Annotated in this window: 9 protein-coding genes; 3 read left to right on the top strand and 6 right to left on the bottom strand. The window is 45.5% G+C overall.

Annotated elements, in window-relative coordinates:
- Positions 1-112: 112 nt before the first annotated feature.
- From T426_RS0103930 to T426_RS0103920, 3 genes are all read right to left on the bottom strand, one after another.
- The gene (locus tag T426_RS0103930; RefSeq protein WP_027585311.1) at positions 113-1,603 is read right to left on the bottom strand and encodes a RagB/SusD family nutrient uptake outer membrane protein; all 1,491 of its coding nucleotides are present in this window, start codon (positions 1,601-1,603) and stop codon (positions 113-115) included.
- A gap of 13 nt (positions 1,604-1,616) precedes the next feature.
- Positions 1,617-4,592 (bottom strand): SusC/RagA family TonB-linked outer membrane protein, encoded by a 2,976-nt coding sequence (locus tag T426_RS0103925; RefSeq protein WP_082229521.1) that lies wholly within the window; start codon positions 4,590-4,592, stop codon positions 1,617-1,619.
- Between the two features lie 563 nt (positions 4,593-5,155).
- Entirely contained in the window at positions 5,156-6,814 is a 1,659-nt protein-coding gene (locus T426_RS0103920; RefSeq protein ID WP_025864198.1) for a DUF6377 domain-containing protein, read from the bottom strand.
- A gap of 295 nt (positions 6,815-7,109) precedes the next feature.
- Between T426_RS0103920 and dcp the strand changes: the two genes are divergently transcribed.
- Positions 7,110-9,254 (top strand): peptidyl-dipeptidase Dcp, encoded by a 2,145-nt coding sequence (dcp, locus tag T426_RS0103915; RefSeq protein ID WP_027585309.1) that lies wholly within the window; start codon positions 7,110-7,112, stop codon positions 9,252-9,254.
- Between the two features lie 210 nt (positions 9,255-9,464).
- Here dcp and T426_RS0103910 read toward each other — a convergent pair whose 3' ends face one another.
- Genes T426_RS0103910 through T426_RS24915 form a run of 3 tightly spaced genes read right to left on the bottom strand, consistent with a single transcriptional unit; the run spans position 9,465 to position 11,144 of the window.
- Positions 9,465-10,046 carry an NADPH-dependent FMN reductase gene (locus T426_RS0103910; protein ID WP_025864197.1) on the bottom strand — a complete coding sequence of 194 codons (582 nt, stop codon included), beginning with the start codon at positions 10,044-10,046 and terminating at the stop codon, positions 9,465-9,467.
- Positions 10,047-10,064: 18 nt separating this feature from the next.
- On the bottom strand, positions 10,065-10,205 hold the full coding sequence (locus T426_RS25695) for a hypothetical protein (protein WP_153637589.1): 141 nt from the start codon (positions 10,203-10,205) through the stop codon (positions 10,065-10,067).
- A gap of 18 nt (positions 10,206-10,223) precedes the next feature.
- Positions 10,224-11,144, bottom strand: a complete 921-nt coding sequence (locus T426_RS24915) for a LuxR C-terminal-related transcriptional regulator (protein WP_025864196.1) — start codon at positions 11,142-11,144, stop codon at positions 10,224-10,226.
- A 1,053-nt stretch (positions 11,145-12,197) separates the two neighbouring features.
- On the opposite strand from T426_RS24915, the gene T426_RS0103895 reads away from it, so the two are divergent.
- Together T426_RS0103895 and T426_RS0103890 are read left to right on the top strand one after the other, a co-directional pair.
- Positions 12,198-13,277, top strand: coding sequence for a sensor histidine kinase (locus tag T426_RS0103895; RefSeq protein ID WP_025864195.1), 1,080 nt, complete (start codon positions 12,198-12,200; stop codon positions 13,275-13,277).
- The gene (locus T426_RS0103890) at positions 13,274-13,993 is read left to right on the top strand and encodes a LytR/AlgR family response regulator transcription factor (RefSeq protein WP_025864194.1); all 720 of its coding nucleotides are present in this window, start codon (positions 13,274-13,276) and stop codon (positions 13,991-13,993) included. Before T426_RS0103895 ends, T426_RS0103890 begins: the two co-directional genes overlap by 4 nt.

Here is a 13,993-nt window from a genome sequence, read left to right as displayed (position 1 = left end):
TCCGGGCGTCACCATAAATGCCCTTAAATCGCTGCTCTCTATTCCGGAGAATACAACCGGCAACCACCTTTCCATGTCCTTTCATGTCACATAAATATCTATATCACCCTATTTACAAAGGATTCTGAACCAGTTGCGGGTTCCGGTCCAGTTCCTGCTGCGGAATCGGGAGCAGTGTTTTGGCTTCCGTTACATTGTACTGGGTTGGTTGACCGGTTCTCAGGTCAATTTCCTGCAAGTTGTTCATGGTCGAAACCACCAGGTTGTGACGTTTCAGGTCATCCCAACGTTGTCCTTCCTGGGCCAGCTCCAGACGGCGTTCGTTCAGAATCGCCGTACGCAAGGCATCTTTCGTAGCCGTTTGCGCGGCAGTCAGTGGTGCCAGGTTTACGCGGGCGCGGATTTTATTTACCTCAGCAGCTGCATCGGTCAAGTCACCGGTTTCGTTCAAAGCTTCTGCTTTCAGCAAGACAATGTCGCCGTACCGAAGAATATAAAGTCGGTCGGTACTGGCCCATCCCATGGCGTTCTTCATTTTGTAGGCAAACGGAATACTACTGCCTTTGGCATTGCCCCAATATTCATCAACCCAGTCGGTTACTTTTTCGAAAATAACACTGGCATTTTTCCGCACCACATCGCCTTCCGCATCGTAAGCATCAATCAGGTTATGCGATGGTACAACAAATTTTCGCCAGGTGTCACCACTCAGCGACGGAGGCAACATCATCTGCGGGGCCCAGTTTCCTTCACTTCCGCCGGTATATTGTACTTCCAGAATCGATTCGGCATTGTTGTAATGATTACCGTCAAACAGATCGGCATAGCTATCCAGCAAACGGTAATTGGCGGTGCTGGCTTCCACTTTGGCAATGTATTCCAACGCTTTGGCATAGTTATGCGCAGGCTCCTGAGCACAGGCTTTCGCGGCAAGCGCATAAGCGGCACCGGCAGTGGCACGGGCCTTGTTCACCGTTGCATCGCGACCATATGTATCCGGTAACAGTTTGGCTGCTTCGTCCAGATCTTTCAGAATCTGAGCATACACTTCTGCTTCGGTAGCACGAGGCAGTTGTATTTTACCCGGATCCGTCGTTGTTGTCGATTCGAGAACCAGGGGTACCCCGCCCCAGTTTTTTGCCAGGTTGTAGTAGTGCAGCGCTCTCAGAAACAGAGCTTCTCCTTTAATCTGCTGTCTGCGTTCATCAGTCAATTTCGGATCGGTAACGTCCTGAATCCGGTCAAGTACGGTGTTGGCCTTCAAAATCCCGTTATAGAGAGACGACCACCATCCCAGTACACGACTATTCGTGGGAGTAATATTGAATAGATCAATCGCAAAAATCTCCGGGTTGTCTCCTCCGGCATAGTCATTATCCGTGCGAACATCTTCCAGGAGAATCTGATCCCACACATAATAGTCAGACGACTGAAAAGTCTCATACGCACCGGTCAGTGCGGCCTCGATTTGATTAGCGGTAGAATACGCAATGCTGCTCGTCTCTTCCGAGATAGGAGTCAAATCGAGATAGTTGTCACAGGCAGCCGCCGAAAAAAGGAGAGCTGCGCTGAGGATATATTTTTTGAATGAATACAAATTCATATCTCAATCTTTTTTAGAAAGTTATATTTAAACCAAAGATGATGTTCCGGGTCTGCGGATAGGTACCGTAATCGATGCCTTTTGCCGTATTTTGCGTACCGAAGGCATTCACTTCCGGGTCAAATCCGGAATAGTTGGTGAGTGTCCAGAGGTTCTCTCCGGTTGCATACACTTTCACATTCTGCATTTTCACCTTTTCAGTCAAAGTTTTCGGAAGCTGGTAGCTCAGTGTCACCGTTTTCAAACGGAGATAGGAACCATCTTCGATAAAACGGCTGGAGATACGTGAATTATCATAGCTACCCCAGCTGGCTTTGGGAATATCGGTCTGGTCACCGGGTTGTCTCCAGCGGCGCAATACGGCAGTCGACTGGTTCTGCGGTCCGGTCATTCCTTCAGTCTCCATACGGGAAGCATTCAGCATATCGTTGCCTTGTGAGCCTTGCAGGAAGATGGATAAAGACAGCGATTTATATGAAATGTCATTGGTCATACCATAAATAAACTTCGGGTTGGCATCACCAATCACCACACGGTCGTCAGCTGAAGGAGTGAACGTGCTAGTTCCGTCTTTAGCGATGTAATATGCACTACCAGTTTGTGGATCAACACCTCCCCAAACATAACCAAACAGCGTTCCCAGTGGCAAGCCTTCTTTCACCAGACTGGCATCACCACGGTTGGTAATGGTACCGGCAAAAATCTCCTGACCAACCAGGTCAACTACTTTATTCCGGTTAAACGAGATGTTGAAATTCGTTGACCAATTGATGGCTTTCTTCACATTCACCGTAGTCAGATTGAATTCCAAACCTTTGTTCTGCAGTTTTCCTACGTTCTGAATGGCCGAATCGAAACCGGTACTGCGGGGCAGCGGTGCATTCAGCAACAGGTCGCTGGTATTCCGGATGTATACATCAGCTGAAAACTGGATACGTCCGCGGAAAGCCATAAAGTCAAGACCAACGTTGGTTTGTTCCGATTGCTCCCATTTCAGGTTGCGGTTTTCTACCGAAGAAGGATACGTTCCTGGCATTGTCGAACCGCCAATCGGATAGTTGGCTCCACTACCCACACGCCCGAACCAGGCGTAGTTGGTGATCTGATCGTTACCGACGACACCCCAACCGGCACGCAACTTCAGGTCGTCGAGGAAACTCAGGTCCTGCATGAACGGTTCCTGCGAGATACGCCATCCGATGGATGATGACGGGAAATATCCCCAACGGTTATCCGGACCGAAAACGCTCGAAGCATCGGCACGGAAGTTAACGGTCAGCAGGTATTTGTCTTTGAAGCTGTAGTTAACACGTCCGAGGAAAGAGGTATTCCGTTTTTTAGCCTTATCGGAAGAAGCCGCAATCATTTCCGAACCACCATTAGTGGTCTGCACACCGTTACCGGAGAAATTGCGGGTTTCAATATGGGCGTTTTCCCAGTAAAATTCCTGTATAACACTACCGGCTAACGCTTCGATTTTGTGTGAACCCAACGTTTTATTGAAGGTCAAGGTGTTATCCCAGATGTAGTAGCTGGTTTTATTGGTATTGTTAATTCCCTGTCCGTTCAAAGCACGACCGTAGCTGGTCAGGAACGGATCGAGGAAATAATCGTAAATGTCATTCCGATCATCGATACCCAGATTCGCTTTAAAGCTGAAACCTTTGAGGAAATCGATTTTAGCATACACATTACCCAGCACACGCTGACTTTTGTATTTGCGGTTTGAACCATCGGTACTGGCAATCGGGTTTTCCCAGTTCTGGAACGGATTGCTGGTAAACGTCCCATCCGGATTATAAATGCCAATAACGGGAGGAGTTGTCAATGCACCGAGCAGAACTCCACCTTTGTCGACACCCTGGTTGTCATTCACGTCCACATCCGAATAAACCGAGTAAGCCATGCGTGTTCCCACGGTCAGCCACTTATTTACTTCCTGGTCGAGGTTGATTTTGAAGTTATACCGATTCATCTGTGCACTACGCACAGCGCCAACCTGTTCTACCCAACCACCTGACATGTAGTAGGAAGTCTTGTTGCTTTTCCCGGAAACAGATAACTGATAATTCTGCGAGCGTCCGTTCTGGAAAATCTCTTTCTGCCAGTCGGTATTGTGATTGTAGAGCGACCAATCGGTGTTTTTTCCCATTTCGGTCATCAGGTCGCGATACTGCTCACCATTCAGCACTGGCAAAGTTCTCCAAACCTGTGAGAAACCATTGTACACATCCAGTTTCACGGTCGGGCGATCGGAAGTTCCCTTATACGTCGTAATCAATACAACACCGTTTGCTCCCTGGGCACCATAAATAGCCGCCGAAGAAGCATCTTTCAGAATGGAAATACTCTGAATATCGGCCGGGTTGATAGAACGGGTATCCGTTGTGGGCACACCGTCAACCACGTAGAGCGGCTCGCTACCGGCGGTAATGGAGTTCGTTCCGCGAATGCGAATACTAAATCCCTGCGACGGTTTGCCCGAACTGGAAAGTACCTGTACCCCGGCTGCTTTACCCTCGATAAGCGCTCCCATTTGCGTATTGGGACGCGAGTTCATCTGGTCGGCATCGACCATGGCAACCGAACCGGTTACATCTTTTTTCTGCTGGGTACCATAACCAACCACAACCACTTCATCGAGGCCCGTTACACTTTCCTGTAAAGTGACATCGATGGTTGAGCGGCCACCAATGTTCACATCCTGTGTCTTCATCCCGATAAAGCTGAAGGTCAGCACGCCATCGGCAGGAATATCTCCCGATAGGCTATACTTACCGTCGAAATCGGTAATGGTACCGGTTGCAGTTCCTTTCACCATAACGGTTACCGAAGGAATTGGCTCCCCGGATTTGTCCGTCACAGTTCCTGTAATCGTTCGCTGCTGAGCATACGAACTTACCGACAGGAGCAATCCTGCCAGAAGGCATAAAACCGATTTATGCCAGAGACGAAATTTCAAGAACGTCATTGTTTTTTCTTTTTTCATAGGATTATTTGTTTACCTTCCATTGCAACATCAAGCTGTCTATCTGCATATTAGACCACAGTAGTTATTTACCGAAGAACTGTTTTCAAACAGCAGCCGGACATATCGATGCCAATCTCATAGTAATCACCGGACTCAGTATCAGACCGGAATAACTGCACTCATATTTTTTGTGAATTTGTCACCTTTTGCAGGCGTCGGAGTCAAGGTATACTCCAAAACAAAAGGGCAAAACAGGATGGTTTCACACACAGAAGTGTTAAACGTCTTCTTCATAGCGATTGAAATTTTAGTTAGCAATTGTGCCAAATTGGTCGCCGGACAGAATTCAGGAAAGTCCGACCGATTTTTCAGGTTTTATAGCGATGGTAAATAGAATGAGATTGGGAAAGAATTACGAATGGCGGTAGAGAAAATATAGATAACAGTGGAACACCAAAAACACTTAAAGTCTCATTTTCTGATGTTTGTATTTTTCGATAGATTTAAAAAAAGTGGACGGTTTAAACCGGATATGAGTACACTTTTATCACTCCGAAGATAAAAATGGCTAAAATTTTAGTTTATGATTCGCGTGAGAATTCTCCAATTTTCATCACGTAATCTTCAAAGCCGTCGCGGGGAACGACGGCCCTGTTTTTCACTTTCACCCGGTAATTGTAAATGGTATTTACCGAATAGCGCAAAAGTTTGGCAATGTTGGCACTGTCGGTTATTCCCAGTCGGATAAGGGCAAAAATGCGCAATTCGGTATTCAACAACTCCCCTTTTCTGAGAACAATTTGCTCATCTTCATTTAGCAGAGCATTGAAATCCTCCACAAAATCGGGATAGATCTGCAGGAAGGTATGATCGAAGTTATCGTAAAACTCCCTGATTTCATCATCGATTAGCCTTTTGGACTTGGTTTTCTCGAACAACTCAGCCACTTCCCGATCGGCAATCTGCTTATTCACGTTCCGGCGGAAACCATCCAGCTTATCAATGTAATCGGAGCAAATGCTGAAGAAGTTTCCTATGTATTGCTCCTTCACGTGATTCGACTCTGACAACTGGCTATTAAGTTCGTTCAATTGCGTATTGGCTTCGGAAAGATGACCGTTCAAATCCCGGAGTTTCAGATTGACGGTCTGCAAATCCTTCCGGGCCCGGGCCAGTTTCTTCACCTGACTGTAAATAAACAATATGGAGAGCAACAACACGATCGACAACAGACTAATAATAATAAGCAGGATGCGTAAATGTGCCTTCTGCTTGTCGCTTTTCTTCTGATAAGCTGCTGTCACAACGGGCAGGATGTTCGATATCTGCATGTACCGAAGTCGCGAATTAAAATAAGCCGCATCTTCAAACGAGAACTTGATGTATTCGTAGGCCCGGTCAATCTTGTTTTGATGGTAGAGAATCGTCGACAGAGCTGCCATCGAAGCGTTATCTTTCACAGCCGCCCGGATGTCGGACATCGCCGATAGAATCAGGTATTTTTCGCGTTGTTCCGTATTGTTTTGCAGCTGATAGGACAAGGAGCGGTCGAACGTAATCATCGAATACTCCCGGGTACCCATTTGGGTCATTGCCAACCGCTTGCTGTTCACCCAACGGCACGAATCATATTCGCCGGCATCGCGGTACTGTTTTTCCCTGATAGCCAGGTAAGCTTCCGAATTGGGGTCGAGCAGTTTCATAACCGAATCGCGATAGGCTTTATACAGTTTGTAGTATTTCCCTGCATTTTCCCTAACCTGATTGTAAACGTTTAGATCAGAATAAACGTGCATGAAATCGCGATAGTAATCAGGAAGCAATTTTTCGGGGAGATGGTTACGGTCAACTTCGTGCAAAATATCCAGCGCCTCTTTGTACCTCCCCGATGAAGCAAGAATTCCCGAAAGGTTAATACGCGTTTCATTCAGCATCGTCTTGTTGCTCAGGTCGCGTGCCAGCTGAAAATTGAGGTCGATATAATGAAGGGCCGAATCGAAATTGAAAGGAATGTATTCGTCGAGTATACGGTTATTGATATAATACCGTTGAGACGAACGCAATCCCGGTTCATTGAGTAAGCTTTTGATGTTCTTTATCTTTTTCAGTTTCACCTGCTCGTATTGCTTTCGCTGCTTCATGGTTACATCCAATTGATGCAACAACGAATCAATCTCACCGGCCATGGTCATCTGCCAGCTTCCTGCGGAAAGAATAAGCAACAAGAGTAGCTTCCTCATTCTGCAAAATTAAAAAAACAACAACATGTCATCACCATCCTGATTTTGACAAAATAATCCGAAGCCTTTAATCACCCTGTATCAAACAGTAAGTAAGCATCTTAGCCAACATCAAAATACACGCATTGGTCTTTGAAAGCCATTAAGCATAACATCATCAAATCATTCGTCACAAATTTTCCCAACATATTTTTTTACTTTCGTTGGTTATTTAGAACGACTCTGTCTAATACACCCAGTTAGATTAGAGCCAATATACACGCATTTATTCATTCAAATTTTTAAAACAGACAGAATGAAACGACATTTTTCTTTTCTGCTTATTGCGCTGGCGGTTGTGATAACCTCCTGCAGCAATGGCAACAGCGGCAAATCTGCCGAAAAAAAAACCACCGATTTGAGCAACAACCCCTTTATGAAACCCAGCACCCTGCCTTTTGGCGCTCCGGACTTCACCAAAATCAAAGACAGCGATTTTCAGCCTGCCATGGAAGCCGGAATGAAAGAACAATTATCCGAAGTCATTAAGATCGCCAACAATCCGGAAGGCCCTACCTTCCAAAATACGCTGGTAGCCTTGGAGAAAAGTGGTCAGACACTGAAACGCGTATACGGCGTATTCAACTTACTGGCTGGTGCCAACACCAATCCTACCCTCCAAAAGATAGGAGAAGAAGAGGCGCCGAAGCTGGCCGCACACGAGGATGCCATTTACCTCAACAAAGAGTTGTTCTACCGCGTGAAACGGTTATACAACCTGCGTAACAGTATGAACCTCGACCCGGAATCGAAACGACTGGTTGAATATTACTACCAGCAATTCGAACTGGCTGGAGCGAATCTTTCGGAAGCCGATAAGACAAAACTCAAAAAATTAAACGAAGAAGAAGCCACGCTCAGCGCTCAATTCACCAACCGCCTGATGGCTGCAGCCAAAGACGGAGCCATGGTCGTGGATAATAAGGCAAAGCTGGCCGGACTTTCGGACAATGCAATACAGGCCGCAGCACAGGATGCCAAAGCCAATAATATGGACGGCAAATACCTGATTCCGCTGCAGAATACCACACAGCAGCCGGCATTGCAATCGCTCACCAACCGCGCCGTTCGTCACGAACTCTTTGAACACTCGTGGACCCGCGCCGAAAAAGGCGACAAGAACGATACCCGAGCCATCATTTCCCGCTTAGCGGAAATTCGTGCAGAGCAGGCAAAATTGTTAGGCTTCAAGAATTATGCTGCCTGGAAGCTTCAGGATCAGATGGCTAAAACGCCCGAAGCTGTTGAGAACTTCCTGAACAAACTTGTTCCGGCCGCTACCGCGAAAGCCAAAGGCGAAGCCGCCGAAATTCAGAAAGTCATCGATAAGGAAAAAGGCGGTTTCAAGCTGCAACCATGGGACTGGAACTTCTACGCCGAAAAAGTGCGCAAAGCCAAATATGACCTCGACGAAAGTCAGATTAAACCTTATTTCGAGCTGAACAACGTACTGGAAAACGGAGTATTCTACGCCGCACACGAACTGTACGGACTGACCTTCAAAGAGCGTCACGACATTCCGGTTTACCAGAAGGATGTGCGTGTATTCGACGTGATAGACAAGGACAGCACCACCATCGGTTTGTTCTACTGCGATTACTTCAAACGCGATAACAAATCAGGCGGCGCCTGGATGGATAACATCATCGGCCAGTCGAAATTACTGAACACCAAACCGGTGATTTACAACGTATGTAACTTCACCAAACCCGCTCCCGGACAACCGGCTCTGCTTAGCTTCGACGATGTAACCACCATGTTCCACGAATTTGGTCACGCACTGCACGGCTTCTTTGCCAACGAGGAGTATCCAAGTCTTTCGGGAACAAATGTTGCCCGCGACTTTGTGGAATTCCCATCGCAGTTCAACGAGCACTGGGCAATGTATCCGAAAGTATTCAAGCACTACGCCGTTAATTACAAAACCGGCAAACCGATGCCGAAAGAATTGGTTGACAAAATCAAGAAATCGGCAACGTTCAACCAGGGTTATGCTTTGACTGAATTGCTGGCTGCTGCCGAACTGGATATGCAATGGCACACCATTCCGGCCGGCGATTCCATCAAGAATGTAGACCAGTTTGAGGCCAATGCCCTGCAGAAAACACATCTGAATCTGGAACAGGTTCCGCCGCGTTACCGCTCATCGTATTTCCTCCATATCTGGGGAAATGGTTATGCAGCCGGTTACTACGCTTACCTGTGGACCGAAATGCTGGACGACGATGCCTATGCATGGTTTGAAGAGAACGGCGGTTTAACCCGCGCCAATGGTCAGCGGTTCCGCGACATGATCCTGTCGCGTGGTAACACCGAAGATTACAACAAAATGTACAAAGACTTCCGCGGACGCGCTCCGGAGATTACTCCGATGTTAAAAAAACGTGGTTTGCTGAAGTAACCCTTTCTGAATCGGTTCAGAAAGCATAAATAACTACCCCTGATTCCAGAGAATGGAGTCAGGGGTAGTTTTTATAAGAAGAAATCCGGACAATGTCCGGATTTTAGAAGGTAGAAGACCCTTGAAATGATTTCTTTATTGGCTTTGAAAAGAAGCCCTGTACCATCCATATTATATTTCTTTTAATGATGCATACGCGGGGTTTCCTTATCAGTTTCTGCTGTATTCAACAGCTACTTCCTCTGCCGCCTTCTTTTCATGCAGCGCTTCGGCAAACCAAAGAAAGTCCGATACAAATTGATTGACCTGTTCAACAATCAAATCATTCTGTGGCTCGTAATGATCATCGAATGCTTCATGGATTCCGGCAATCAGTAATTTACCCGGAAGAGGGAAAGCTCCCAGGCTCAGGATAACGTGCTGCAGTTGGGTCGAAGCGTTTATTCCTCCCATTTTACCTGTCGAAGCAGACACCACTCCGATGGGTTTTCGTTTGAACTCTGCCCAATAGTAATCCAGTGCATTCTTCAGCGCTCCCGAAAAACTTCCCTGGTACTCGGGGGTTACAAAAATAAGGGCATCGGCTTCTTCCAGCCGCAGGCGGATATTTTCAACGACCTTTCCGGCCACCGGATTATCATCGTGACTGCCAAAAACAGGAAGCGGCGTTTTCAGCAAATCAATTACATCGGCTTCAACGTCATGTTCCTTCAGTAATTTACCCAAATAGTAAGCTGCTTTGTGGGACTGACGTCCTGGTCGGACGGCTCCCAGTAGTATGGCTATTTTCATCTTTGTATCTGTTTTATTTCACTTTACATTTATCGATGCTTCGCCCACCATACAAATAATGAACGACAGTACAAAGATTACACAAACCGGGCTCTCCGGGGCCAGACTAAAGGACAGAAGTGAACCTGTACCATCGGACAGGTCGGCAATGGCTGACATTGTGTTTGATATTAATAATCAAAGCAATCCGCGTTGAATGGCCGTCTCTACAGCTTCGGTGCGGGTTTGGGCAAAAAGTTTGGACAGGATGGATGAGATATGGTATTTAACCGTGCGTTCGGAAATAAACAGCTGGTCGGCAATTTGCTTGTTGGTCATTCCTTTTTTCACCAGAACCAATACCTCCAGTTCCCGATTGGTTAACGGCGACGTGGGATAATGGAAAGCATTGTCAGCAACCTTTTCAGTGGTTTCTTCGCCTACCTCCTCACGAATAAGAAGCAGTTGCCGGTGCAATTCCCCGGCTTTCTCCAACGCCAATTGCACATTCTTATCTGCACTTTTTGTCTGCTGAAGTGATTGTACCAGCTCCTCCATTCCGGGTTCAATCACCCGGTTGAGCACTTCCATTACTGCCGACGGCTGATTCTGCTGTTCTTCCTGCCGGCGCGTCCGCTGTACCGCGATACTAATTAGCTCGGCAATGGTATTCAAAACCGACAGTTTCTTTTCGTCCAGCTCCTGGGTTTGCTTACTCACCAGGTTAATCAAGCCCACCTTTTGTCCTTCGATGGTAATGGGAATAGTGGCATGGAACTTCAGGCCTCGTGTCCCGGCCGTGATGTCCTTCAAACGGGTACAGGTAATCTCGCTGATATTCCGAGCTTCTGAAATGCCATCCGCCAGGTAACAGTCGATACAGTAACAATTTCCGGAAAGTCGCTCCGGATATCGGCTGAGTGCCGGGGGCAAATTATAGGAAGCTGCGAGGTAAACCGAGTGTGTTCCCTCCTGTACCAGCCAAATCCAGCCTGTTTCCAGGTGCAACAATTCCACGGTCTTTTCCAGGGCTATTCGCAAAGCGGAATGCAACGAGAATTCCTTGTTCAGGTTCCTGGCAATTTCGTACAGATGGGCAAAATACTCGTTGTCTTCCATGCTCTGATTTTTCCGGGTAATATGACATCAACAAACATACGCAGTTCTGGTTTCCGGAACAAAGAAGTCAGGTTTTGAAATCTGTCTTGTTCTGAAATAGGTTAACCGCATTTATTCCGCTCACTACGAGTAAAGAGTGAAAATTCGGATGGGGTAAATAGAACATCTTTCCAAAGACAAAAAACTGCCCAAAAAAACGTCTACGGTTCTCATCAAATCTTTATACGTTTCTCCTTACCACCTTTATACGTTTCTCCCTATCATCTTAATACGGTTCTCGTCGAAGTTTTATACGGTTCTCATTTCCGCTTTCTATTGAGAAAGGTAAAAGCGGACTGCAATAAGCAATGAGTGGCAAAGCGCAAAGGAAATGTTTAGAATAAGACAGGGAAGGAAAAATTCCCGGAACTGGCGGGTCCCGGGAACGTATAAACAGATCAACGGGGAGTGAACGAAGCCTTCGCAACGGCCTCTCTCATCTCCTTACCGGGACGAAATCGAATGTTTACCGCTTTTATTTTATCTGCAGTACAATCGGATATCCGGTTTTGAGAGATTTTTTTTACCTTGAAGTGCCTTAACAGCCAACAAATGAAAACGGACCGAAGTATATCGAGATTTAGAGCAAGTACAACCTCAGAAATTCTCACTCTCCTAAGCCAATCGGCTCTTGCAAAATTAAAAAGTCCGACAGACTTAATCTTGACAGGTAAAACATAGGTTTACAAGACATTGCAAGCCGAAACATATAGGCGATATATAACGCACATGCAATATACACATACGTTAGGGGTAATTTTGTTTTGATATGTGATCTCATCTATATAAACCTGTCAGCTCGATTTATTTTAGCGTTATGTGCACTTTATTCGGGTGAATATTAGGGATAGAAATCTTACAATGGCCAGATTAAGACCCCCTGCCTTTGGAATCCGACGAAACCTTCCGAGTAAATCGATAATCTAAACCTATGAGAGGATTTACCCCCGATAATTCACGCTCATGTACTTTGTCTTTTTTAATTGGTAAAATCACGTTTCCTTTACTTCATCAATGGGTGGATCAAAAAACATATCAGACAACAAGAGCATTAGTCTCTATTGGAAATGTCAGCTTTTAGGATGGGGAACAGTCTCCTTATATTGGGCATACACGGTATATACCAGGGACCATTATGGAGTATTCTTCACCTTCCTCAATTATGTGCTTGATATTGTCGTTGGGGTCTTGCTCACGCACCTCTATAGATATTTTGCTAAAAAATTGAACTGGAATGCACTTAATCTTGGCAGTTTAGCCATCAGGGTTATTCCTTCGGTCATTCTGTTGTCAGTGGCTTACATGGAGCTTGTTGATCTCAAATGGCACCTTTACTGGGTTTTTGTGGAAAACAAAGATTACACCCTATGGTATTCTTTGAGTTACTGGAACCCTGTTTTTATAACAGGTCTACGTTTAATGGCCATCTGGATCTTAGCCTATCACTTATATCATTATCATCAAAATAAACTGGAAACGGCCAAACAAAATGCTGAGCTTTTGGTCATCGCGAAACAGGCTCAACTCGATAATCTATCGAAACAACTCAATCCTCATTTTTTATTTAATTCCCTCAACTCCATAAAATCGTTGATCATTGAGAATACTACGATGGCCAGAAGAGCTGTGGATTTACTGTCCGACATTTTGCGCACCTCTCTTTATGAAAAAGACGTTCCGTTTATCACGATAAAAGAAGAGCTCGAACTGGTGAAAGATTACGTAGACCTTGAAAAGATTAGGTTCGAAGAGCGTTTAAATATGTCAATAGAAATGGATAGCGAACTGGAAAACTACCTTATTCTGCCATTAAGTATTCAACTGCTGGTAGAGAACGGTATAAAGCACGGCATTGACAAACGAATTAACGGAGGTACTATTCAACTAACCATAAAGAAAACAACAGAAACCATTGAAATCATCGTCCAGAATCCCGGCAAAATTGCCGGCAACAATGCGGAAGCAGGCATCGGAATTAAAAACCTAACGAAAAGATTGCAACTGCATTACGATGGAGGCGCCAGTTTCGAATTGCAGAATATAGATAACGATCTGGTGAGGGCTACTTTAATCATACCAATTCGAAAAAAATGAATACCTATAAAACCATCATCATAGATGATGAACGACTGGCCAGGGAAGAGGTGAAAAGAGCCCTGGCGAATTACCCAGAATTCATTGTCGCCGGGGAAGCATCCAATGTTAATGATGCCGCCAATCTGATAGAAAAGGAACATCCGGATCTGATATTCCTGGACATTCATATGCCTGAAAAATCAGGATTCGATTTGCTGGAAGAGCTTGCGGTGGTACCCAAAGTAGTATTCACAACGGCATATGATCAATACGCTGTCAAGGCTTTTGAAGTAAATGCGTTGGATTATTTGGTGAAGCCATTGAGAGACGAGCGATTTGCTGTCACTATTGAAAAGATTCAGGCAGAGTTCTCAAAAATTGAGGCAAGAAAAAATCCTTTACCGATGCACTATAAGATATTTATAAAGGATGGTGAGCATTGTTATTTCGTTCCCTTAAAAGACATTCGGCTTATCCAGTCGATGGATAACTATGCGCGCTTCTTTTTTGGGAATAATAAGGCCATGATTAAACGATCGCTAAACCTGATTGAAGAAAAGCTGGACCCGAATGTATTCTTTCGCATTAATCGCAGCCAGATTGTGAATACGGAATATATAGAAAGAATAACTCCCGGCTTCAAGCACAAATTGAATATTGAATTGACCACCGGAGAAACACTGGAGGTTTCCAGTCGTCAATCTGCCCGATTCAAAAACTGGAATAGTTTATAA

It is taken from the genome of Prolixibacter bellariivorans ATCC BAA-1284, assembly GCF_000621705.1.
Lineage (GTDB): Bacteria > Bacteroidota > Bacteroidia > Bacteroidales > Prolixibacteraceae > Prolixibacter > Prolixibacter bellariivorans.
Note: the sequence above shows the minus strand (reverse complement) of the source record. Positions and strands in the feature narration are given on the sequence as shown.